General features: G+C 64.0%; 14 protein-coding genes and 1 pseudogene. 8 read left to right on the top strand and 7 right to left on the bottom strand.

Annotated elements, in window-relative coordinates:
• Positions 1 to 64 precede the first annotated feature (64 nt).
• Together Tam10B_RS01190 and Tam10B_RS01185 are read left to right on the top strand one after the other, a co-directional pair.
• On the top strand, positions 65 to 856 hold the full coding sequence (locus Tam10B_RS01190) for an ABC transporter ATP-binding protein (RefSeq protein ID WP_198947493.1): 792 nt from the start codon (positions 65 to 67) through the stop codon (positions 854 to 856).
• Positions 853 to 3387: an FtsX-like permease family protein gene (locus tag Tam10B_RS01185; protein ID WP_093959458.1), complete on the top strand. Its 2535-nt coding sequence runs from the start codon at positions 853 to 855 to the stop codon at positions 3385 to 3387. The genes Tam10B_RS01190 and Tam10B_RS01185 overlap by 4 nt, the downstream gene beginning before the upstream one ends.
• 75 nt (positions 3388 to 3462) lie before the next feature.
• Here the strand turns inward: Tam10B_RS01185 and Tam10B_RS01180 are convergent, their stop codons facing one another.
• Positions 3463 to 4584, bottom strand: coding sequence for a 5-methyltetrahydropteroyltriglutamate--homocysteine S-methyltransferase (locus tag Tam10B_RS01180; RefSeq protein WP_093959457.1), 1122 nt, complete (start codon positions 4582 to 4584; stop codon positions 3463 to 3465).
• Between the two features lie 161 nt (positions 4585 to 4745).
• Positions 4746 to 5387, bottom strand: coding sequence for an HAD family hydrolase (locus Tam10B_RS01175; protein ID WP_093959456.1), 642 nt, complete (start codon positions 5385 to 5387; stop codon positions 4746 to 4748).
• Positions 5388 to 5608: 221 nt separating this feature from the next.
• Here Tam10B_RS01175 and Tam10B_RS01170 point away from each other — a divergent pair, with 221 nt between their 5' ends.
• Both Tam10B_RS01170 and Tam10B_RS01165 read left to right on the top strand, forming a co-directional pair.
• Positions 5609 to 6394: a methyltransferase domain-containing protein gene (locus tag Tam10B_RS01170; RefSeq protein ID WP_093959455.1), complete on the top strand. Its 786-nt coding sequence runs from the start codon at positions 5609 to 5611 to the stop codon at positions 6392 to 6394.
• A 163-nt stretch (positions 6395 to 6557) separates the two neighbouring features.
• Positions 6558 to 6863, top strand: coding sequence for a YhbY family RNA-binding protein (locus Tam10B_RS01165; RefSeq protein WP_093959454.1), 306 nt, complete (start codon positions 6558 to 6560; stop codon positions 6861 to 6863).
• Between the two features lie 180 nt (positions 6864 to 7043).
• Here the strand turns inward: Tam10B_RS01165 and Tam10B_RS01160 are convergent, their stop codons facing one another.
• A complete protein-coding gene (locus Tam10B_RS01160; RefSeq protein WP_143248493.1) occupies positions 7044 to 7700 on the bottom strand; it encodes a moaA protein in 657 nt (218 codons plus the stop codon).
• 807 nt (positions 7701 to 8507) lie between these two features.
• On the opposite strand from Tam10B_RS01160, the gene Tam10B_RS01155 reads away from it, so the two are divergent.
• Together Tam10B_RS01155 and Tam10B_RS01150 are read left to right on the top strand one after the other, a co-directional pair.
• Positions 8508 to 9287, top strand: coding sequence for a DNA/RNA non-specific endonuclease (locus tag Tam10B_RS01155; RefSeq protein WP_143248492.1), 780 nt, complete (start codon positions 8508 to 8510; stop codon positions 9285 to 9287).
• A gap of 208 nt (positions 9288 to 9495) precedes the next feature.
• The gene (locus Tam10B_RS01150; RefSeq protein ID WP_093959451.1) at positions 9496 to 12435 is read left to right on the top strand and encodes a CAP domain-containing protein; all 2940 of its coding nucleotides are present in this window, start codon (positions 9496 to 9498) and stop codon (positions 12433 to 12435) included.
• A gap of 737 nt (positions 12436 to 13172) precedes the next feature.
• On the opposite strand, the pseudogene Tam10B_RS01145 reads toward Tam10B_RS01150, so the two are convergent.
• The 4 genes and pseudogenes from Tam10B_RS01145 to Tam10B_RS01130 all read right to left on the bottom strand — a co-directional run bounded on the left by Tam10B_RS01145 (position 13173) and on the right by Tam10B_RS01130 (position 20320).
• Positions 13173 to 14167, bottom strand: a pseudogene (locus Tam10B_RS01145) (IS1249 family transposase).
• Between the two features lie 645 nt (positions 14168 to 14812).
• Positions 14813 to 16069 (bottom strand): glycoside hydrolase family 1 protein, encoded by a 1257-nt coding sequence (locus Tam10B_RS01140; RefSeq protein WP_093959450.1) that lies wholly within the window; start codon positions 16067 to 16069, stop codon positions 14813 to 14815.
• A gap of 52 nt (positions 16070 to 16121) precedes the next feature.
• Positions 16122 to 18920 carry an alpha-L-rhamnosidase gene (locus Tam10B_RS01135; RefSeq protein WP_093959449.1) on the bottom strand — a complete coding sequence of 933 codons (2799 nt, stop codon included), beginning with the start codon at positions 18918 to 18920 and terminating at the stop codon, positions 16122 to 16124.
• 86 nt (positions 18921 to 19006) lie between these two features.
• Positions 19007 to 20320: an MFS transporter gene (locus Tam10B_RS01130; protein ID WP_093959448.1), complete on the bottom strand. Its 1314-nt coding sequence runs from the start codon at positions 20318 to 20320 to the stop codon at positions 19007 to 19009.
• Positions 20321 to 20578: 258 nt separating this feature from the next.
• Between Tam10B_RS01130 and Tam10B_RS01125 the strand changes: the two genes are divergently transcribed.
• Positions 20579 to 21412: an IclR family transcriptional regulator gene (locus tag Tam10B_RS01125; RefSeq protein ID WP_158214085.1), complete on the top strand. Its 834-nt coding sequence runs from the start codon at positions 20579 to 20581 to the stop codon at positions 21410 to 21412.
• 305 nt (positions 21413 to 21717) lie between these two features.
• Positions 21718 to 23094 carry a hypothetical protein gene (locus Tam10B_RS01120; RefSeq protein ID WP_143248491.1) on the top strand — a complete coding sequence of 459 codons (1377 nt, stop codon included), beginning with the start codon at positions 21718 to 21720 and terminating at the stop codon, positions 23092 to 23094.
• The last annotated feature ends 80 nt before the right edge of the window (positions 23095 to 23174 follow it).

Below are 23174 nucleotides of genomic sequence, written 5' to 3'. Positions count from 1 at the left end.
GTGTGAATGGGCGATTCGATGTATCGACAGCCGAATCGCCCGTGGAACACAGGAAGGGGCTGGCATGACAGACATAGCAGGAACGAGCAGCGGCATGACCGTGTACCCGGCGGCGGTCGAAGTGCTTGACGTGCGCAAGACGTACGGTTCCGGTATGGCCGAGACGGTTGCGGTGGCGGGTATCACGGCCCGGTTCGAGAAGGGCCAGTTCACGGCGATCGTGGGACCGTCGGGGTCGGGCAAGACCACGTTGCTGCATCTGCTGGCGGGTTTGGATACTCCTACTTCCGGCCGGGTGATTATCGATGGCGTGGATATTTCGACGTTGTCGGATGATGCGTTGTCCGATCTGCGGCGTGACCGGATCGGGTTCATTTTTCAGGATTTCAACCTGTTGCCGTATCTGACGGCGGAGCAGAACATCGAGCTGCCGTTCACGCTGCGAGGCAGGCAGCCCGACCGACAGACAATACGTGGGATCGCGCGTGAGTTGGGTATCGAGAACCGGCTCGATCACAAGCCGCAGGAGATGAGCGGCGGGCAGCGGCAGCGTGTGGCGGTCGCCCGCGCGCTGGCCGGGAATCCCGCGGTGGTGTTCGCGGACGAGCCGACCGGGGCGCTGGACGTGAAGTCATCTCGCCAACTGTTGGCGATTTTGCGGGATATGGCGTCGCGTCGCGGGCAGACGATCGTGATGGTCACGCATGACCCGAACGCCGCCGCCTATGCCGACCGTGCGCTCGTGGTGCGCGACGGGCTGATCGCGGCGGACATTGCACATCCGGTCGCAGTGGACGTGGTGCACGTGCTCGAACAAAGCGTCGAACCGGCGAATGCGGAAGCGGGTGCGCGATGATCCGGGTGGCGTGGGCGCAGATCAAGCATTCCCCGTCCCGACTGCTCGCCGTGTTGTTGGCGGTGGTCCTGTCGGCGGCGATGCTGGCGGGCACGATCGTGTTCCAAGGCACGTCCACCGCGAGCATGACCACGATCACGGCCGCGCCGTTGAAACCCGTGGACGTCATCATCGACCCCGGCGACACCGACGTGAAATCATTGAAGTCCTCATGGGCCGAGGACGTGCTCGCCAAGGCGAATGTCAGCGGCAAAGTGAAAGCGACGGCCCCGTATTATGCGGCCACGGTCACCGCATACGGCATGGATGCGCGTGGCACGGCGAACGTGTATTCCGTCGCCCGCGACCCGTCCCTGCGCTGGTTCGGATTGGAGTCCGGCGACTGGCCACGGTCCGCCGACCAGATCGTCATCTCGCAGGATACGGCCGGCAAGCTCGGCGTGCGGGTCGGCGGCACGGTCACATTGAAATCGTCCGACGGTACGAAGAATGCGGTGACGGTAAGCGGCATCAACGATGTGCGGTTCAAGCCGATGACCGGCACTGATTACGCGATCTACGCCGACCCGTCGTACTTCGGCGACATGACACCGGGTGAACTGTTCGTCAAACTCAACGACCCCTCCGACATCGATTCGGTCACCCAACGTCTTGCGACGGCCGCCCAGCCGGATGGTGTCACGGCGGTCACGGGAGTGGAGATGATCCGGCAGGCGTCGGCGATGATGGCCGGCGGCAGCACGCAGCTGACCGTGATCATGGCGGTGTTCGCGGTCATCGCCCTGTGTGCCGCGATGATGGTGATTTCCAGCACTTACCGGACGCTGATCGCGCAGCGTACGCGGGACATCGCCATGCTGCGTCTGATCGGAGCACGACGCGCGAACATTCGTTCGCTCGTGCTGTCCGAAGCGCTGATCACCGCCATAGCCGGCACGCTCGTCGGAGCCCTGATCGGTGTAGGCGGCGGGTACGCGGCCATGACGGTGATGGGTCAGGCATTCGGTGGATTCGCCGCCAACCCGATGTTGCTGGCTGGAACGTTGCTGCTGACGGTTCTGGCCACGGTATTGACCGCATGGACGACCGTGCGCCACGCCACACGCATCCCACCCGTCCAGGCATTGGACGGAGCAGTGCAGTCTGGCGACGGCAACAACGACGCGAAGACGAGTGGCAAGACGCATGACGGCGGTGTTTCGTGCATCGTGTTCGGCGCAGTGTGCGCGATCGCCGGAGTCGCGTTGCTGTGGATCGGTGCGGCCGGCTTCCACATGCCCGTTGCATTGGCCGGCGGTCTTGCTTTGGCGCTCGGTCTGGTACTCGCCCTGCCCGGACTCGCCGCACAGATCATGCCCGTCATCGCCACGGTCTTGTCCGTATACGGGCTGTCTGGCAAACTGGCTGCGGCAAGCCTCTCGGCGAACGCGCGACGCGCGGGCGGCACCGTCACCGCGGTCGCATTCGGCATCAGCCTGATCGCCGCGCTCTCCTCGGCCGCGGCCACCGGAACCGCCACCATCAACGCCGACCTCGACCACCGATATCCGGTCAGCGCCGCCCTCTACACGCCGGACAACAGCACACTCGCCGACAAGGTCCTGCAGCATGCCAATGAAATCACCGACGCGCAAGCCTCCTACCCGGTACGAACCATCGCCATCGACCATGCGCCGGACGGGACGAAGACCACGCCCCGGATACTCGACGTCATCCCCGACAACGCCGCCGCCATCTTCGCCAAGGACGACCAGTGGCGCGCCGGCGAGGAGAACGGCATGCCGGTCGCGCTCGTCCACCCGCGCTACATGAGCACCATCGGCATCAAGGAAGGCGACACGCTCACGCTCACCATCGCGGGCATTCACGTCACGGTCAGGGCGCATGCCTCGCAACTCACCGAATCACCGAAACTCGCGGTCATCATCACCGACGACCAACTCGCTGCGCTGCCGCACACTGACGCCATCGAACCGGCATTGAAGACCAGCATGATCTGGTTCAAGGCCAAGCCCGGCATCGACCGAGCCAGGCTCGCCAGTCAGGTCAACCGGCTGGCCGTGGCCGACCCGAACGCCACGGTCGGCGGCGGCATCGCCGAAAGCAACGATATCCTCAACGTGCTCAACATGTTGCTCATGCTCTCCTACGCGATGCTCGCCATCACCGTCATCATCAGCCTGACCGGGCTCGCCAACCAGCTCGCCTTGTCCGTCATCGAACGCACCAACGAGATCAGCATGCTGCGCGCCCTCGGCACCAGACGCGGCGTCATCCGCACGGAAATCGCCATCGAAGCGCTGACCCTGACCTTCATCGGCACGTTTGTTGGCCTGCTGGTCGGACTGCCGCTCGGCATCGCCGGCGTCAAAGCCCAGATCGGCGGCATGACCAGCCAATTCACCACGCAACTGCCGTGGACGCAGATCGGCGTGCTCATCCCCGTCATCCTCATCGCGGCACTCCTCGCCGCGGCCATTCCCACGCACAACGCCACCAGAATCCAGCCTGCGCAAGGCCTCACGCATTAGAAAAGCCCGCCGGCCGTATGTATACGGCTGGCGGGCTTCCTCAGCAATCAATGAGCAATCACTGGCAGTCGGCGATCAGTTGCCCCATACCTCGTCGGCGATGGACTTGACGAGGGCGATCTTGGCCCACTGCTGGTCCTCGGTGAGCTTGTTGCCCTCCTCGGTGGACGCGAAGCCGCACTGCGTGGACAGGCACAGGCGCTCGAGCGGCACAACCTGCGCGGCCTCCTCGATGCGGGCCTTGATCACGGCCGGATCCTCAAGCTCGGGGGTCTTCGACGTGATCAGGCCGAGCACCACCTTCTTGTCGCCGGACAGTTCGGCGAGCGGCGCGAAGTCGCCGGAACGGTCGTCGTCGAACTCCAGGTAGTAGGCGTTCACGTTCTCCTTGCCGAACAGGTTCGCGGCCACGGGCGCGTAGCCGCCGGAGGACAGCCACGTGGAGTGGAAGTTGCCGCGGCACACGTGCGTGTTGATCACCAGGTCGTCGGGCTGGCCGTCGATCACCGCGTTGATGATGTCGAGGTTCTGCTGCTGCAGGCGTTCGGCGTCCTCGTCGCTCCAGCCCAGGCGCTCGCGCACGGCCGGATCGCACAGGCGGGTCCACGTGCAGTCGTCGAACTGCACGTTGCGGCAGCCGGCCGCGTAGAGTTCGGCGATGGTCTGACGGTACGCCTTGACGATGTCGGCGGCCAGTTCCTCGTCGGTGGCGTAGAACTCGTCGTACGGGTAGGCGGTCTTGTTGCCGGTGAGCACGAACAGGGTCTGCGCGGGCGACGGCATGGTCTGGCGGGCCACGGTGTTCTCATCCTCGAACTGCTTGACGAACTTGAAGTGCTCGACGAACGGGTGGTTGTGGCCGTCGAGCCTGCCGGTCACGGCGGCGGTGTCGGCGGGGGTCACCTCGTCGTGGAAGGCGACGCGGTGGGCGGCGGCCTTGTGCTCCACGCCGGCGAAGCCCCACATGAAGTCGAAGTGCCACCAGCGGCGACGGAACTCGCCGTCGGTGATCACGTGCAGGCCGGCCTGCTTCTGCCTGGCGATCAGGTTCTCGATGGCCTTGTCCTCGACGGCCTTGAGCGCCGCCGCGTCGATCGTGCCGGCCTCATAGTCCGCGCGGGCCTGCTTGAGGGCCTCGGGGCGCAGGTAGCTGCCCACCACGTCGGCGTGGAACGGTGCGTTGCTCGCGTATGCCATGGTTATCTCCGTTTCCTCGGGTTGCTTGCATTGCCGTCGCGCCCGGCTGGGCCGGTGCACGACGTTGACCTTGGTACCTTACCGCGATTTTCCGTGTCGCGTGGAGGCTGCCCTCATCCCGGACAGTCCCCGGCACCGGTTTTCGCTCGGCGCCCCGGCGTTCAGATCCTCACGCCCAGCGATGCGAGGTCGCGGCGCGCCTGGGCGGCGTCGGTGAAGAGGAACGCGCGGATGCCCGCCACCTCGGCGCCGGTCACGTTGCGCCTGGTGTCGTCGAGGAACACGCATGAACCGGCGTTCAGGCCGAACCGCTCCAACGCCAGCTCGTAGATGTCGGCGTTCGGCTTGTGCATCTTCTCCACGCCGGAGACCACGGTGCCGCCGAGCAGCTCCTCGATCTGCGGGAACTTCTCGAACGCGAGATGGAACGTCTCGTGCGACCAGTTCGTCAGACCCCACACGCCGTAGCCGGCAGCCTTCAGATCGCGCAGCAGCTGCTCCATGCCGGGCAGCATGCGCGGCAGCGCGTCATCGTAGTGGTCGATGTAGTAGCGGAAGATGCCGGCGATCTGATCACCCTGTTCGCGCACCACGTCCGGATAGATGTCGTCGAAGTCCTCGCCGGCGTCCATGCGATCCTCGTACCGGTAGAACCCGTGCGGGTCGTCGTCCGCACAGATCGCGTCGACCGTCTTCTGAGGGAAATGCCCCTCGAGGCATGCGCGGCACTGCCAGTCGAGCAGCACCCCGCAGAAGTCGAAGATAACGTCGGTGATGGGGGAATCGTCGTTCGTGTCGCTCATTCGGGCTCCTCTTCTGTCGGCCGACCGGATGCCGGCCGATTCGGTATGACGTCTGTCAGTGTAATGCGAAACATCGGCGCCGCACTCCTCCGTTCCGAGCAGTGGGCCGCACGGGACACGGCCCGACCCTTGCTACCCGTCTTCGGACGATGGCAGGGGGTAGAGTTAGGGAAAGCATGCCAAACGAACGGCATTGGGGCCGAAGGAGTGTCTAGCCCATCATGTCCGACTGGAATTCAGCGCAGTATCTCAAGTTCGAAGCCGAACGCACACAGCCATCCGTCGATCTGGCGCGCCGCGTCAAGCAGATCATCCCGGGGCCCAACATCATCGCCGATCTCGGCTGCGGTCCGGGCAACAGCACCACGGTGCTGCGCGAGGAGTTCCCCGGCTCGCGCCTGTTCGGCATCGACAACTCGCCGAACATGATCGCCAGCGCCAAGGAGAACCATCCCGGCATCGACTTCATCCTCGGCGACGTGCACCACCTGCACGGCCGCTACGATCTCATGTTCTCGAACGCCTGCCTGCAGTGGATCCCCGGTCACCGTCTGCTCATCCCCCAGCTCATGGAGTCGCTCAACCCCGGCGGCGTGCTCGCCGTGCAGATGCCGATGGTGGGCCGCATGCGCCTGTTCAATATCATCAACGAGGTGGCGTGCGACCCGCGCTGGAATCTCGGCGACATGCTTGACGGCCGCAACGGCACGCTGCAGCCCGACGAATATTTCGACATCCTCGCCGCCGTCAGCGCGGACTTCGTCCAATGGGAGACCACGTACTATCATCGCATGCCGTCCGCCGACGCGCTCGTGGAATGGGTCAAGGGCGTACGCATGCAGGTGTACCTGCACGCGCTCGACGAACGCGATCCGAGCGGCGAACTGTCGAAGCAGTTCGAACGCGAGGTGGCATGGCGGGTGAACTCCGTATACAAGCCACGCCCCAACGGCGAGGTGATCCTGCACTTCCGCCGCTTCTTCTTCATCGCCACCAAACGCTGGTAGCGCGGTGGACCGGAGGAGCCCGTGAGTGCAAACCGCATACATGGCATACGTTATGCTCGTTATGCTATTGCAGAGTTTCACGTCGTACAGGACGGCAGAACAGTAAGGATGCGGGACCGCGTTGCATGCAGGGACGCCCGCACATGAAGGAGACCACGTTCATATGGCATTGACCAAGAAGCAGATCAAGCAGCTGCGCGCCATGGGCCAGCAGCTGAACCCGGAACTCATCGTCGGCAAGAACGGCATCACCGATGCGTCCGTCGCCCAGGCCGACGAGTGCCTGGAATCGCACGAGCTGATCAAGTGCACGCTGCTGGAGGGCTGCGGATACACCGCCAAGGAGGCCGGCGAACTGTTCGCCGAACGCCTGCACGCCGACCTGGTCCAGGTGATCGGCCACCGTTTCGTGCTGTACCGTCGCAGCAACAAGGACGGTGTGAAGAACATTCGCCTCGTACGCGAGTAGCGGATCGGAGCGGCCACGACACCGGCGGCCGCCCGACCGAGCTGATCACGGAATCGCATGATCGGCATGGAAAAAGGGTCCGGCATGACATACGCGTCATGCCGGACCCTTCATCGTATTCGCGCCCGCAACGGAGAGCGGTGATATGGTCCTCGTTCGTCTTCGTCGGGCTCCGCGGCCTCAGCCGGGAATGTGCGAGAGCATCGTGCCGAGCGAATCCAACGCGTCGGACGCCTGCGCGGCGGAATCCTTCGCCTGATCCACCGCGTCGGTGACCTGCTGGACATGCGTTTCCGGCAGATCGTCGATGGTGGTCTTCACCCGCGCCATGACGTCGGCCGCATCCTGGATGTCCGTCTTGGCCTCGTGGATCCTCGGGATGGACAGCGTCCCATCGCTCCACGACGTCCCCTGGAACAGGCTGCCGAGATCCGTGTCGACGAGTGTGCCGTCGGCGGCCGATTCGATCTTCGGCAGCGCGTTGGCGGACGCATCGGCACCGGCCGACAGCAGGCCGCGCACGGTCGTGACATCCGACCCGTAGTACGGTACGACGGACGCGATACGCCAGATCGGCGTCTCCGCCTCACGGTGCGCGTCCTCCACGCTGGCGCCGGCACGGTCCAGCTGTTTGAGCGCCGTCTTCAGATCACCGTCCTTGAAGCTGGACTGTGCCTGACGTGCATAGCCGCCCGCCTGACGCACGGACTCCCCCACCGTCGCCGCCGAATGCCAGAACATCAGTCCGAGTGCCACGATCACCGCCAAGACGATGCCGATGACAGAGATCACAATGATGGGCGCACGACTGCCGCGCGCACGAGTGTTTGCTCTCATGCCGCCCATTATCCCCACTCCTACGGGACAACGAAGAGCCGGCGAAACGGCAATGATTCCAAGGGGTGCATCCGTATTGTGGCATGGGGTCATCCGCGGAGGGGTTGTGACGCGGGAGCATAAACGAGACCCCGGAGCTAGTGTTTCAAACCCCGGGGTCTCATGGCTGATTTGTTTCCATATCGCCTTTCCTTCAGTTATTGGACGAGCGGTCTCGTCCGTTGGATTATCCATATTCAGTTATCGTCGGGCGTCCTTGCCCGGTCATCCTCCGCGCGGCCTCACATATCCGTTCATCTGCTTCTCGTTCTCCTCGTTCGCCGCGCCTCATGCCGTCCGAATCATCCATTCATTCTCATCGCGTTGCGTGGACGGCTTCCCTGTTCTGTTATCTGTTCCATTATCCTCATTCGCCGCGTCCTCGCGGGTTCCGGAAGATCGGAAAACCAACCATCCTTGGACTCAAATCGAACACGTCATCATGTTCGATTTTCCTTGGTTGATCATTTCCAACCTTCGCTTTCAGTATAGCACATCTTCTCAAATTAGCAATCAGAAAACACAATGTTTTCAACGATTTATCGAGCATTCTCCAGATATCGAAAAACGCTCAACACCGATCGCCAACGTCCGTCGATTCGCACATAGGTCACCGTATTTCTCACATTTTCTATCATCGATCTCCACACCGTCGCAGTCGGGTGATGGCATGCTTATACGTGAAGGAACCGTGATGTTCGAAAGCCCGGAAACATCCATCCACCTAGACTTACTCGAATGCACATCTCCAATCATGTACGATCCATCATGACGCGCGCGGTCGCGTCGATTCTATCCATCGCATTCCTGTTCGGCCTGGCGGGATGCTCGGCCGACACGGATTCCGTCAGCCGGGGCCTCGACGAACTTACCCAGTCGCTGTCGTCCAGCAGCACGCCGACGCTGTCCGACAACCAGTCCGCGGACTCCCCCAACGCCATCGTCTGGTCGCAGCAGCAGTACCCCGACTACTACGTGGTCTCCGGCAAGGCCGACTTCGCCAACGCCGGCACCATGCCCGCCAAGGGCGAGATCCGCTACACGGGCCTCGACTCGTACGGTCGCGCCGGTATGGTCGTCGGCGTGATCGACAAGCAGTTGCGCGACAGCGGCTCCGCCCGCGAGCGCGACATGCCCGAGACGATCGCCGGCTACCCCCGTCCCAATCCGAAGGTGACGATCGATCTGGGCGGCGGCAAGTCGTATCGCGGTTATCTGTTCAATCGCAGCCATCTGCTGGCGAAGAGCCTTGGCGGCGAGGATGCGGAGAAGAACATGGTGACGGGCACGCGAACCCAGAACGTGGGCAAGAACCAGCCGGCCGGCGGCATGGCGTACACGGAGACCGAGGCGCGTGACTGGCTGGACGACAATCCGAACGGCACCGTGGAGTACATGGCCACGCCGAACTATGAGGGCTCCGAGCTGCTGCCGCGCACGGTGAGCGTGGACATCCGCACGTCCGACGGTTCGATCGACCAGCACGTGATCGTATTCAACACCGCCAACGGCTACAACATCGACTATCAGAACGGTGGAGTGAAGTAGTCCGCCGTAACGTCGCAAATGACATATGGCTCGCCGGCACCGTTTACGGGGTCGGCGTTTTTGTTTGCCGCTTTCATATGGTGAGATTATGTGGTCCACTCCCCCTTGTCCGTCATTAGGGGGGGGGTATGTTGCTGATTATGCGTGCAATGTCGGACGTCTGATCGACATGTGGTGCGCGCATGAAGAGCAGTGAAAGGAAGCGGACATGAATAAGACGCTGAAGATGTCGGTGGCGGCGACGGTTGCGGTCGCCTCTCTGGGTGCGCCGACGATGGCGATGGCCGACGAGGTTTCCTCCGAACAGGATTCCCAGGTCGCGGCACAGTCCACGAAGACGACCAGCGTGGCCGACGCGCAGGCGAAGGCCGATCAGGCGGCCGAGAATCTGAGCAAGGCGCAGTCGGGACTGGATCAGGCCCAGTCGCAGGCGGATCAGGCGTCGCAGGCCCAGTCGCAGGCGAAGCAGGAGAATACGGCCGCCCAGCAGAATCTGCAGCAGGCGCAGCAGTCGGCCGAATCGGCGCAGAAGGCGGCGGACAGTGCGGCCGCGAGCGCGGCCGACGCCCAGCAGCGCATCGATCAGGCGCAGTCGGCCAAGCAGTCGGCCGAGGGCGAGAAGCAGTCGGCCGAACAGGATAAGACGGCTGCGGAGTCGGATCGTCAGGCGGCTCAGGCGGAGTCGGATCAGCATCAGCAGACCATCGATCAGTCTCAGTCTCAGGCCGATCAGGCGCAGTCGCAGGCCGAGCAGGCGTCGCAGGACAAGGCGAAGGCCGAGGCCGACCAGTCGCAGGCCGAGCAGGATAAGGCGACGGTGGATCAGACGGTCGCCGAGGCCGAAGCCGAGCAGAAGACCGCCGAAACGGACAAGCAGAACGCCCAGACGGAGGCCGACAAGGCCACTGCGGAGAAGACCGAAGCGGACAAGACGGCCGCCGACAAGCTCGCCGACCTGAAGACCGCTCTCGACAATGAGAACACCGCCAAGGCGGACAAGGATGCTGCCGACCAGAAGGTCGCGGATCTGGAGAAGGAGGACGGCGGGCTCGCTGACCTCGCCGCCCAGTTGGAGGCCGCCAAGAAGTCCGCCAGCGAGGCCGAGCAGGCCCAGTCCGATGCGGACGCGGCTCAGAAGGCGGCGGACCAGGCGAAGGCGGACAAGACGGCCGACGCGTCGGCCAAGCAGCAGGAGGCCGACCAGGCGCAGGCCACGGCGGACGCGAAGAAGACGGTCGCCGACAGCGCGGATCAGAAGCTGCAGCAGGGCGCCAGCACCTACTATCTCGACAAGGACGCGCAGCACGCGTACAAGATCCTCACGGACGGCACCTACACGCAGTACCTCCAGTTCATCCACAACGGCGACAAGAACGACGCCACCTCGATCGACAACATGCTCAAGGCGTTGGAGTACATCAAGAAGTGCAACGAGATCCGCGCCTCCGAGGGGCTCGAACCGTTGAAGGTGTCGGACACGCTCATGGCGATGGGCCAGGCCAACGCCGACTACGCGCAGACCCATGTGGGCTACCATTCCCAGCAGTACAACCGCTACAACGTGGGTGAGAACCTGTACTGGGGGTACGGCACCTCCCCGGATTCCGCATTCGCCGGATGGTACACGAAGGAGAAGGCCACGTACGAGCAGGCCGTCAAGGACCATCCCGAGATCAAGGGCCTGACCGCATACCAGCTGTATCAGAAGTATCCCGACATCTATCAGAACGTCGGCCACTATCTGAACATCATCAACCCGTCGTACACGATCACCGGCACGGGTGTCGCCGGCGGCGTGAATGGTGGCTACGAGCCCGCCAGCCAGGAGTTCCATACCGGCTCTCAGGGCAGTCTGGCCACGTCGGACCGTGTGATGAGCGTGGATGACTACATTGCGGATCTGACCGCGTGGAAGGCCGCGTTGGAGAACGCGAGCGGTGATTGGAAGGCCGCGCAGGCCACCGCCGACAAGGCCGCCCAGGCGGCCGAGCAGGCCAGGGACGAGGCCGCCAAGGCCACGGCCGAGGCGGAGAGCGCGAAGGCGACGCTCGCGGAGAAGACCCAGGCCGCCACGACCGCACGCGAGAAGCTCGCGGCCGCGCAGAAGGCGTACGACGAGGCCGTCAAGGCCAACGCCGATAAGGCGCAGGCTTTGGAGAAGGCCAAGGCCGACCAGAAGTCGAAGGCCGAGGCGTACGAGAAGGCCAAGACGGCGTCTGAAACCGCCCGGAAGGAATCGGATCAGGCCACGACCGCCGCCAAGAACGCCCAGACCAAACTCGCCCAGGCGAACGGGAAGGTCGCGGACGCGCAGACACGCATCGACCAGGCCAAGGCCAAGGCCGAATCCGCCAAGGAGGCGGCCGCCACCGCCGACCAGCGCATCAGTCAGGCCAAGACCGCGAAGGCGGACGCCCAGAAGCGTCTCGACCAGGCCACCGCCGACAGGACGGCCGTGCTCAAGACGCTCGAAGCGGCCCGGACGGCGAAGACCGTGTCCGACGAGAAGGTCGCCCAGGCGCAGGCGCGCGTGGACGCCGCCCAGACACGCATCAGCCAGGCCCAGACCGCGATCAGCACGGCCGACCAGCAGATCAGCCAGGCGAACACGGACCTGAGGAACGCCGAGACCGCGAAGACCACGCTCGCCCAGGCCAAGACGGCTCTCGCCAAGGCCCAGACCGCCGCCGAGAACGCCCAAACCAAGCTCGATCAGGCGACCGAGGCCAAGGAGCAGGCGGACAAGGAGCTCGAGACCGCGAAGACCGCGTACGCCAAGGCGTTGGCGGACAAGACCGCGTCCGACGCGGAACTCGACGCCGCCAGGAAGGCCCAGCAGGATGCCCAGCACAAGGCCGACCAGGCCGAGCAGGACAGGAACCAGGCCCAGACCGACGCCGACAACGCGCAGCACGCGCAGACCAGCGCACAGTCGAAGGTCGACAACCTGACCGGCGGCACCACGAGCTCCACGGCCGCCACCGGCAAGAGCGAAAAGACCGTGGATGCACCCACGACCGTCATCAAGGAATACGGTCCGCTCGCCGCCACTGGTGTCACGTCCGAGGCGATGCTCGGTCTCACCGCGATCATGATGCTCGTGGGCACCGGATGCGTGCTCACCCGCGTCCGCTTTGATCACGAGTAATCCCGCCTGACCATTACCCACCCGAAGGTTCCGCTCTGTCATTTCGCAGGACGGAACCTTCATTCATATTCGACGACCATCCTCCCCCATGGCCGGCGCGGCTGCGCGTATGTCGGTTCGGCGTGACGATACTCCGAATCTTCCGGTAGACGACGCTTGTCGCCACGATCGCGCTGGTTACAGCCGATCATACCCGGCCGGTTCCAGCGCGTCCTTCTGCAGGTAGGTGGTCGGCCGGCAGCGCTGACCCTCGCGTATCCGTTTTGAGACACTTTTTCCCGGCGTTTCGGAGACGGAAACCGGTTCGGCCGAACAGTGTCCGTAAACCTCCGTTTTCGAGTGTATTGTCTCGGGGCATGCTTGACGCATGTCTCGAGACAATACACTCAGGAATTTGGGGGGCTATAGGAACTTTTGTGGTGTTTTAGGTTTGTCTTATCTCCGTTCTGAGTGACGGCCACGTCCTGTCCTTGCATGGCGTTTGTTCCTGTGACGGGCACTGTGGCGGGCGGGGTGTTTGCCTATCTCAAGGAGCCGGAGGACAAACAGCAGCGGTTCCGTAATAGCGGCGACGAGTGGCAGCCAGTGTCCGCCGGTGATGCCGTTACCGAATGCCTCGGCAAGATTGGATGAGATCTGGACGAGCTGCAATAGCGTTTCGATAATTTGCGTCATGCCGGCGTCTATGCGTCCAGTGCGCATGACGCCGGTTCAGAGATACGTGGAAGCCGCGATGGTCAGTAGTCGAATCGCCGCTCGGCATGGGTGTGGAACTCGTCCCAGCTGACCCCGGTGCCGTATTTTGGTGCGCCGTCGTCGTCGCCGTCCTCTTCGGCCGGTGATGGTCGTGCCGGACTCCGGTGTTCGGGGCTGATCAGCGACTTGGGGTCCGGGGATCCGCTTTTCATGTAGCACACCCATTCGCAGGCACGTCTCATATGCTCCTCGGGCAGCCCGTGGTGGTCGAGGAGCACGTGCTTGAGCGGCGAGTTGACGCCGCCCTCAAAACGGTTCGTGGTGCGCGCCACCGGGCCCGCGGCGGTCAGCGAGGGCTCCAGGAACGCGAACAGCCTGCCCTCGCGGAACAGTCTCTCCAGCCGCCGGTAGCAGCGTCTGACCTCCTGGTGGGTCCACCACCACTCCCGGCGCGTGGCCTTCGGGTTCGTCGGATCGTCCTTCGCGAAGGTACGCTCGTTGATGAAACCGCCCCACCTGAGATGCCATGCGTTGAGCGCCTCGCCCCACCGGGCCGCCCGCTCGGCGTCATGGACCCTGGTGAGCCGGTCGGAGAGCTTCTTGAGCTCCTTGCCCGCATCGAGCCTGGGCCTCGATGTGAGATCCGCGCGGGTGTTGCGCTGCACGTGCACCAGACATCGCTGGATCCTCGTATCCGGCCATACGTCGCCACAGGCCGTCTCGGCGCCGCGCAGCCCGTCGGTGATCAGCACGTCCGGGGCGGGGATGCGCGAGAACAGCGCCATGTAGGCGGCCCTCGACTCGTGCGCGCACCACTGGAAGCCCAACACCTCGCCCGTCTCGCCGTCGACCGCCACGATCAGGCACCAGCCGTGGTTCATGTACGTGCCGTCCGCCATCACCGTGTGATGCCTGACGATCGGCGGCGGCAGTCCGTGCATTTCCAGCGTTGGGAGCCGGCCTTCGTTCTTCCGTTCTTCCTCATCGGTTTTCCGCATACCGGGCACAGCCGGTCCCTCTTCGACTTCGTCCTCATGCACCCATCGAACAGGCACCGGACGGCCGGACCGGCGGTCTTTAACACGACAACGCATTAAAACCACCCCGACACGCCTACTGCTACAAGGCCAAACCCCGGTCATAAACACCACGTTTGGTTCCTATAGCCCCACAAGGCATCCCCAAGGGGTGCCGGTTTTTTGTTGCTCATCGGGATATCAAGATGCATGGGCCGGCGAGCGCCGAACGCGCTCCGAGAAAGCTGTTAATAGACGTAAGGGGCTTCCGTTGTTTCTGCGGTTCAGTCACTCGCTTCTTCCCGACTCACCCCCAGGCATCAATAAAAGCCGGGAATCGGTGGGTCCGGCAGGATGAACGTCTCTCCCGCCCGTTCTCGAATGATTTGATCAGAGTGGATCGCACGGAGGTGTCATCGTCGGGAGAATTGCTGCCCGTTTTGCGACGATGAACGACCTTACGGCTCAGACGACGGTACGCGTCGTCTGAGCGTAGGTTAGACATTATCGAAACTTCCAGCCATGAAAACGATTGTTCGCATCGTGCGGTGGCCACGTCATTCCATTGTCGAAACCCATAACGACGTAAGGCGTGGCAACCGTTGGGATATCGGTGATATCCCAACGGTTGATTGGCGCGGCTTCGCGGGGAGTGTGGGCTGCGGTCAGAGCACGGTGGTTTCGACGATGTGCTGGTAGACGGCGAAGCTGGGCTTGGGCGTGCGGGCGAAGGTGCCGTTCTCGCGGTCTACGGAGCACAGGCCGAGTCGGGAGTCGTAGGCGGAGATCCATTCGAAGTTGTCCATGAGGGTCCAGTGGAAGTAGCCCTTGACCGGTACGCCGTCGCGGACGATGTGGGCGAACTGGGCGAGGGAGTCCTCGATGAACTTGCAGCGCAGGGTGTCGTCGTCGGTGGAGGCGCCGTGTTCGGTGACCACGATCGGCAGTCCGGTCAGTTCGTGGATGTAGATGACGGAGTGAGCGAGGGATTCGGGTCGGAATGCGGTGCCCATGCCGTTGACGGGCTCGCCCGGGGCGGGCGGGATGATGCCGTCGTCGCCGAAGACGAGCTGCTCGTAGTTCTGAACGCCGATGAAGTCGTCGCCCTGAACGGCGTCGACCCAGGTGCCGTAGCAGGCGTCGCGCTTCTGCCGGCACAGTTCGCGGCCGTGTTCGGTCACGTAGGTGTCGTCCATCACGGACAGGGACAGGCCGACCGGGACCGTGGGTGCGACCGCGCGGATGGCGGCGACCGCGGCGCGGTGGGCCTTCTTGAACCCGTTCTCGAGTTCGTCGAATTCCTCGGGGATGGCGACGTTGCCGGCGCGGTAGCGTTCGACACCGGCCTTGGCGGATGCGGCGTCGAGGCAGGCGCGCTGCAGTTCGATGGCCTCCGGGGGCAGGCCTCCCATGGCGAGGATGTGGGGCAGGTTGGGCTCGTTGAAGGTCACGGCGAGGGCGACGCGGTCGCCGATGCGCCGCATGACGCGGGTGCATTCGTCGGCGAACCAGTCCGCGGCCTGGGGGTTGAACCAGCTGCCCCGGCGTGCGAACCAGTCGGGTGCGGTGAAGTGGCTGAGCGTGATCGCGGGGGTGATGCCGCGTTCGAGGCAGGCGTCGATCTGACGCTCGTAGTGGTCGAGGGCCGCCGTGTTCACCTTGCCCTGTTCGGGTTCGATGCGGGACCATTCGATGGAGAACCGGTAGGCGTTGAGCCCGTGGTCCCGGATGAGGTCGAGGTCGGTCTGCCACATGTTCCAGCTGTTGTCGGCGAGGCCGGCGGGCTCCTTGAAGACACTGGGGGTGACGTGTTCGAGGAAGGTGGTGTCGGCGTGCTCGTCGCCGCCGTCGATCTGGTGTCCCGCGGAGGATACTCCCCACAGGAAGTGGTCGGGGAACTGTGCCGTGCTGCCGGTGGTCATGATTGGTGCTCCTTCTGGTTGTGTGTCGTCTCTGATGTTCTGGTGGGTTGGGTTACAGGTGATGTTCGGCCATGAACCTGTCGGTCGCGTTGACGATGAGGTCGGGCATCGGGCAGTAGCCGCGTGCCGAGGCGACGGTGGGCAGTTCGCTGACGGGATCGTCGAGGTAGGCCCTGGCGTTGGCGGCGAATACCGCGTCCGCGTCGTCGCCCGCGTACATCGGGTTGCCGCACCGGCGCAGTGCGTCGCGCAGATCGTCGAACAGGGGCCTGTCGTCGATCAGATCGCGGATCGTGGCGACGTGGCGTTCCGGCCTGATGAACGGGATGGTCCACGTGTGGGTGCCGTGGCCGACCGTGGCGTGGGTGCCGTCGGGCAGGGTCACCTCGGCGGTGATGCCGGCGGGCAGGGTGATCGTCGCGCTCATCGTGTCGTTCTCGACTCGCCATGCGGTGTCGATCGTGCCGTACGGGGTGGTCTGGCTGGCGGTCGCGTGGCTGAGGTCGCCGGTGGGCCGTGGGGTGAATCCGACCGTGCGGTATCCGGGTTCGATGATCGACAGGCCCGCCACGCCGCTGATGAGCCATCCGGCGATGGCGCCGAGCGCGTAGTGGTTGAACGAGGTCATCTCGCCGGGGTTGATGTCGCCGTTGGGCAGCATGGAGTCCCAGCGTTCCCACACGGTCGTGGCGCCCATGGTGACGGGGTACAGCCAGCTGGGGCATCCGCGTTCGAGCAGCAGTCGCATCGCCAGGTCCATGTGCCCGCTCCTGGCGAGGGCGGGGCAGACGAGCGGGGTGCCGAGGAATCCGGTGGATACGCGGAACGCGGTCGTGCGCACGATGTCGGCGAGCCGGTCGGCCGCACCCGTGGACTGGCGGCCGGGTTCGAGCAGGTCCCATGCGATGGCCATCGCGTACACGCTGGCGCAGTCGGACAGCACGCGTCCGCCGGCGGTCACGTATTCGTCGCGGAACGCGCGGGCGATCTCGTCGGCCAGCTTGGCGTACCGGCGGGCGCCTTCCGTGTCGCCGAGCGCTTCGTGCGCGCGGGCGACGAGACGCGTGGAGTGGGCGAAGTACGAGGTGGCGACCACGTCGGGGTCGGCCTTAGACCCGCCGGGGTTGTCCGGCGGGGCGGTCGGATCGAGCCAGTCGCCGAACTGGAATCCACCCGCCCAGATGTGCGTGCCTCCGGTGAGGGCGTCCACGCCGTCGATGAACGCGTCCATCATGGCGATGTTGTCGGCGAAGACCCCGGTGTCGCCGGTGGTCTCGTAAATGGCCCAGGGGACCAGCACCGCGGCGTCGCCCCATCCGCAGGTCAGCTGCGGGCCGTCGAGCACCTGGGGCACGACGACGGGAATGCCGCCATCTTCACCTCGGTCGGATTCCACGTCGGTCAGCCATGAGGCGAGGAATCCCGCGCAGTCCATGAGCCGGGTGGCGGTCGGCGCGTAGACGGCGATGTCGCCGGTCCATCCAAGGCGTTCGTCGCGCTGCGGGCAGTCGGTGGGGATCGTGATGAAGTTGCCGATGGTGCTCCACACCGCGTTGAGGAACAGGCGGTTGACCTGCGGGTCCGAGCAGTCGAACCTGGCGAGCCGGTCCATGTCCGCGGACAATACGCGCAGCGTCGCGTCCTCGGGTGCGAGCCCGGTCACGCCCTGGATCTCGGCGTAGCGGAAGCCGTGCTGGGTGAGCTGCGGTTCGAGGATCTGTTCGGGCGAGCCGTCAAGGATGAACGTGTCGGTGGCTTTCGCACCCCGCAGGGGGCGCACGCCCAGTTCCCCGTGTTCGAGGACCTCGGCGTGACGCAGGGTGACCGTGTCGCCGGCCCTGCCACCGCGTACGGTGAGCCTCACCCATCCGGTCGCGTTCTGACCGAAGTCGATGATGGTCCTGCCGGACGGCGTGGTGATGATCTCCTGTGCGGGCAGTTCGTCGATGATGCGTGCCGGCGGGACCGTCCGTGGCACGATCCTCGCCTCGGGCATGGGCAGCGCACGCACCGGCCGCTCGTCGTCGGGATCGCCGAGAGGCGGGCGACGGGTGTCGGTGTCCTGTCCCTGATACAGGTCGTTGGCGAGAATGTTCGATGCGCGCCACGTCCAGGTCTCGTCGGTGCCGACCGCGTGCGTGCCGTCGGCGTCCGTCCACCTGAGGTCGGCGAGCAGCCACAGGTCGTCGCCGTACACGTTGGTGCGCATGGCCCAGGTGAGGTTGCCGCGCCACCAGCCGTTGCCGAGCACGACCGAGATCTCGTGCTCGCCCGGCGTGAGCATGTCGGTGACGTCATGGGTGGAGGCGGTGATGCGCTTGTCGTATTCGGTCCATCCGGGCGCCAGCTCGTCGCGACCGACACGTCGGCCATCAATGTAGGCGATGAGGATGCCGCCCACGGTGATCGTCAGTCGCGCGTCACGGGCGTCCGGCCCAACGGTGAACCGTCGGACCAGCACCGGTGCGGGATCCTCCCGGCCGACGGACGGGCTCGGGGTGACCGGCACGGCGCGCCAGTCCGCCTTGTCCAGTAGCCCGCATTCCACGGTGGCGGGATCCGACCATGCGGACCATGCGCCGTCGGCATCGAGGGCACCGATCCTGACCGTGGCATGCTCCAGCGGGGAAAGCGGGGCCGCTGGCCACGGCACGTGCACGCCGTCCGCGTCGTCGATCTCGTGGACGCGCGCGTTGCCGTTCCGATCGGTCACCTCGATCCTCGCCCGTGTCGGGTGCCAGCCGGCCGGCGCGTCCTGCACGCGCCAGGACAGGGACGGCGTGGGGTCGTCGAATCCGATGACCGTGTCGGATGCGCGATGGTGTCCGAAGCGTACGTCCACGACCTTCATGAGAGTGTTCCTTTCCGAAGCGGGCCCCGCACTGGGCGGGACCCTGGTATTCGTTGATGTCTGATTGTCCGCGGTGGGCTGGGTGTTTACTTAACGCCCTTGACGAGGGGCATCATGGCGGCGGCGACCAAGGCGAGGACCGCGGCGACGCACCAGTAGAGCAGGTAGTTCTGTCCGGCGCCCATGTTGATGAAGAACGGGGCGCAGGCGGGGGCGGCGGCCTGACCGATGGACAGGGCCACCGAGAACATGGACATGTCCTTGCCGGTGTCCTTCTTGTTCGGCAGCACGGCCACGCACAGCGCCAGATCGACGGTGAGGTACATGGCCTGACCGACCGCGAACAGCTCCCAGGCGATCGCGAACTGCACGAATCCGTGGGAGGTGCCGGCCAGCACGAGGGCGACGGCCATGCAGATGCCGGCGATGACGACGAGGGGCTTGCGGCGGCCGATCTTGTCGGAGATCCAGCCGGAGACGGTGAAGAAGATGACGCTGACCGGCGCGGACATGAGCGTGAGCGTGCCGGCCGCGGCGCCCACCGAGGTCAGCGGGGTGTCGAGCTTGTCGATGAGGTAGTAGGTGAAGTAGCTGAACAGCGCGGCGATCGTGAAGCCGGACAGCACGCGGGTGATCCACACGAACATGTAGTCGCGGGCCTTGAAGCCGGAGAACAGGCCACGGAACACGTCGCTGGCCCTGCCCGCAGGCACTTCCGCCCGGGTCTTGTGCGGGTCCTTGTACAGGACGAGCAGCGGGATCGAGGTGATCAGTCCCAGGGCGACCGGCGTGGCCATGAGCAGCATCGGCCAGCGGACGAGCGCGCCGGCGAGGTAGGAGCCGAACGAGGTGGCCAGGGCGCCGAACATGCCCATGAATCCCATCACGCGGGCGCGGTACTTGTCGGGCACGCCCTCGGCCGGGATGACCGAGTAGATCGAGAAACCGCACTGCATCATCATCAGACCAAGGCAGTAGCAGATGCCGATGCCGATCGCGTTCGTGAACAGTCCGACGCCGAGCATCATGATCACCGAGACGATCAGGCAGCCGGCGATCCATGGCTTGCGGCGTCCCCAGCGACTGGTGGTGCGGTCGGACAGGGCGCCGATGAACGGCTGGGCGACGATGTTGATGGCCGCGCCGAGCGCGGTGATGGAACTGTAGATCGTGTTGCGCGTGGCGTCGTCCATGGCGTTCGGGCCGTCGGCCAGCGCGGCGATGCGCAGCGACAGACAGGTTCCCAGGGACATGCACATGATGTACATGCCGATGGCGGCGATGAGGATCAGCGCGATGGTGCGCTTCGGATCGCCGTACTCGGCGACCACGCGACGGTAGTCCTCCTCCTGCGCCCGGTGGATGGCCTCGTTCTCGGTGACGGTTGACGGTGCAGCCATGATGCGTTCTCCTTCGTCCGGACATCATTGTTCCTGCGACGGATCGACGCCGTGTCCGCCTGTGGCGTGGACGGCGCCGCCGTTTCGGATACGCCCGACGCGGTCATTGCATCGGACGCGGATTATGCGTTTCAGCTGTTGACTCCGATTCTGCCCGACCGGCAGTCAGCAAACGGCCCCGGTTTCCACTGGATGGGAAAAGACCCGATTTTCCCACCCAGTGGAAAACCATGGGCGATGCGACTAGACTCGAATGCCATGGGAACAGACAACGAGGCCTACAGGGACGATGGACGCCGCACGCGCTCCGGAATGGTGGACCGCGTGTTCGCGATCCTCGACTGCTTCACCTCCGAAACCCCACGACTAAACCTCACCCAACTGGCCTCGCGCTCCGGTCTGCCGGTCAGCACGACCAGCCGCATCCTCGCCGATCTGGAACGCCACGGCGTGGTGGAGCGACTGCGCGGCGGCGAGTACTCCATCGGGATGCATCTCATGGAGCTCGCCCAACTGGCCCGACCCCTGCTGTCCATCCGCGAGGACGCCTCGCCCTGCCTGGACGAGCTGAACCGGATCACCGGCATGCACGTGCAGCTCGCCGTGCTCGACGGCCCGAACGTCACGATCATCGACCGCCGAGACGGCAAGCAGAAACTGCCCATCTACTACCACATCGGCGACTCCATGCCACCCATCCCGACCGCGGTGGGACGCGTGCTACTCGCCTACGCGAACCCCGCGCTGATCAGCGAGGTGGTCGACCACGACGACTTCACCTGGCCAAGCTTCGACTCCCCACGCCCCAGCGTCGCCGCGGTCCATCGGGAACTCGACATAATCCGCCGCAACGGCGTGGCCCTGTTCACCCCCGACGGGGCGCCCGTGCACTCCGTGGCCGCGCCCATAGTCGACAAAACGGGCGCGGTGGTCGCCGCCATCGCCGTCGTGATGAATGCGGAGTCCATGCCCTCGGACCGGGTCGTCGCCCTGGTGAAGGGCGCCGCCGTGGCCATCACCAAACGCCTCGCCGCCCCACCGGCACAACGAGTGCTGCCCTCATGGGAGGAGGCCAACATCAGCATCCGGTAAGCACGGGGTACATACGCGGTTCCCGACAAGCGGGAATAAGTCTGTCTTTCCAACACAACGATGGTTATCGTGAGACCATCACGGCTTCCGTATGATGATGCGCCAACTATGACATCGTCACCCATCAAGGCATTGGATTGAAAACCAGCCCACAGAATCAGGCTCTGTTCATCTGCTGATCTACGAGTCCACTACCGCGGACCATTGAGGGATAATAGTCCCGATATTTCCGGCAAGAAGAAAGGCCTTCCATGCCCAATCAGTATTCCGATTTTCTTCGGTTCGCTTGTACGCAGGAGACGTGGGTGACCCGTCTGACGGCGAGTGTGCTCAATAGCAATGATGAGTATGCACATCTTCTTCTGGCTCGTCTATCGGATCGTGACAAGTCAGGATTGGAAATTCTTGGTGCGAAACCGGAGATTTTGGTCGAATACGACAAGCCCGCATCCGGACGGGGCAAAGGGAAGAGCGTCCGGTTTGATGTGGTCTGCGTCTATCGCGTGGATGGCGATCCTATGATTCATGTGCTGATCGTCGAGGGCAAGTGCGGGGCACGACAGAACGACTACGACGGCAAGACGCAGACCGAGCTGTACTGTAAATTGTGTGATCGTCAGGATGGCGCCCTGCTGCGCGACGCCGCTCGTCAGACGTATCCCAAGTTGGCAGACGATACACCTCTTGACTGGTCAGGCACACTACTCACATTGGTCAAGGAGTCGGAAGATGAAATTTTTGACTTCAGACAGTGTCGGTTCGAGGATCTCGATCCAGATGGTCGTCTCGGGGAACTCGCCCAAAAAGGTGAGTCTTTGGATGAGAAATTGCTGTGTGCGCTCATCGATCTGTACTGCCATGACACGGTCGGCAGTTGGCTGAAACGTATCAACGAGGTCTGGGATGACGACGGCACGGCCAGACATTTCGCGGAGACCTACACGCAGCTTTGCGATAATACCGAACTGGACGACAAGACCAAGAGTATGCTCGAACGCCTGTGCATCCACGCCTATGGCACCATGACGGAAAAGCTGCTGCGCAAAGAGCTGAGACAGCGTGAACCAGAAACGTGGCACGTCGGTGATGCTCGCGACAGGAAACCGTTCCAGATGTACTTGAACCGATTGCACGGCCCGTGGATCGTGGAGAAGCTTCCCGGCAATCCGAACGTCGGTGCGGTCGCGTTGAAGACGATCGTCGAATCGCAGCTCATCAGGACCTCCGGCAAGGTCCATCTGTCAATCCAGCTTGATTCAGACATTCAGCCCGAGGAGGTCGCACCTGCCCTGCAGGGCGTGGACATGGCCGAATACAAATCGGCCGGCAAAATGACCACAACAGAATGGAATGCCTATCTTAAATGGCACAGTGCAGTGTATCCGAGAACGCGCGAAATACTAAAGAAGCGTCTTCTGGACCTGTTGAACGATGGGCATAAGGACGATCCGCACGGGTGGACTCTCCGTGAAAATAGGAAGCTTCCCAGTACAGACAAAGACAAACGTGTCGCCCAGCTTGCCGCGATCGAGTTCTATCCCGGCGGAGACCCACAATGGGCCACCAAGCCGTACAAAAAGGTCATGGAACAGTTTGCCGATGATCTTGTTGGCATCCGCAAGGCCCTAGACACGATTATCGCCGAGACATGGCCCGACAGGGAGAAGTCCTGGACGAAATAGCGGCGTTATGCCAATAACCCGAGGACAAGCATAACGCCTAGGAACTTGGCCTAAGGTATCGCCGTCCCTCACGAGCGGAC

Origin of the sequence: Bifidobacterium vansinderenii (genome assembly GCF_002234915.1) — a bacterium.
GTDB lineage: Bacteria > Actinomycetota > Actinomycetes > Actinomycetales > Bifidobacteriaceae > Galliscardovia > Galliscardovia vansinderenii.
This window is presented reverse-complemented; position numbering and strand designations above follow the sequence as displayed.

Bases quoted from the DNA above. Each gene is read 5' to 3' on its own strand.
- Tam10B_RS01190 (WP_198947493.1), top strand. From the start codon at position 65: ATGACAGACATAGCAGGAACGAGCAGCGGCATGACCGTGTACCCGGCG.
- Tam10B_RS01185 (WP_093959458.1), top strand. From the start codon at position 853: ATGATCCGGGTGGCGTGGGCGCAGATCAAGCATTCCCCGTCCCGACTG.
- Tam10B_RS01180 (WP_093959457.1), bottom strand. From the start codon at position 4,584: ATGGCATACGCGAGCAACGCACCGTTCCACGCCGACGTGGTGGGCAGC.
- Tam10B_RS01175 (WP_093959456.1), bottom strand. From the start codon at position 5,387: ATGAGCGACACGAACGACGATTCCCCCATCACCGACGTTATCTTCGAC.
- Tam10B_RS01170 (WP_093959455.1), top strand. From the start codon at position 5,609: ATGTCCGACTGGAATTCAGCGCAGTATCTCAAGTTCGAAGCCGAACGC.
- Tam10B_RS01165 (WP_093959454.1), top strand. From the start codon at position 6,558: ATGGCATTGACCAAGAAGCAGATCAAGCAGCTGCGCGCCATGGGCCAG.
- Tam10B_RS01160 (WP_143248493.1), bottom strand. From the start codon at position 7,700: ATGAGAGCAAACACTCGTGCGCGCGGCAGTCGTGCGCCCATCATTGTG.
- Tam10B_RS01155 (WP_143248492.1), top strand. From the start codon at position 8,508: ATGACGCGCGCGGTCGCGTCGATTCTATCCATCGCATTCCTGTTCGGC.
- Tam10B_RS01150 (WP_093959451.1), top strand. From the start codon at position 9,496: ATGAATAAGACGCTGAAGATGTCGGTGGCGGCGACGGTTGCGGTCGCC.
- Tam10B_RS01140 (WP_093959450.1), bottom strand. From the start codon at position 16,069: ATGACCACCGGCAGCACGGCACAGTTCCCCGACCACTTCCTGTGGGGA.
- Tam10B_RS01135 (WP_093959449.1), bottom strand. From the start codon at position 18,920: ATGAAGGTCGTGGACGTACGCTTCGGACACCATCGCGCATCCGACACG.
- Tam10B_RS01130 (WP_093959448.1), bottom strand. From the start codon at position 20,320: ATGGCTGCACCGTCAACCGTCACCGAGAACGAGGCCATCCACCGGGCG.
- Tam10B_RS01125 (WP_158214085.1), top strand. From the start codon at position 20,579: ATGGGAACAGACAACGAGGCCTACAGGGACGATGGACGCCGCACGCGC.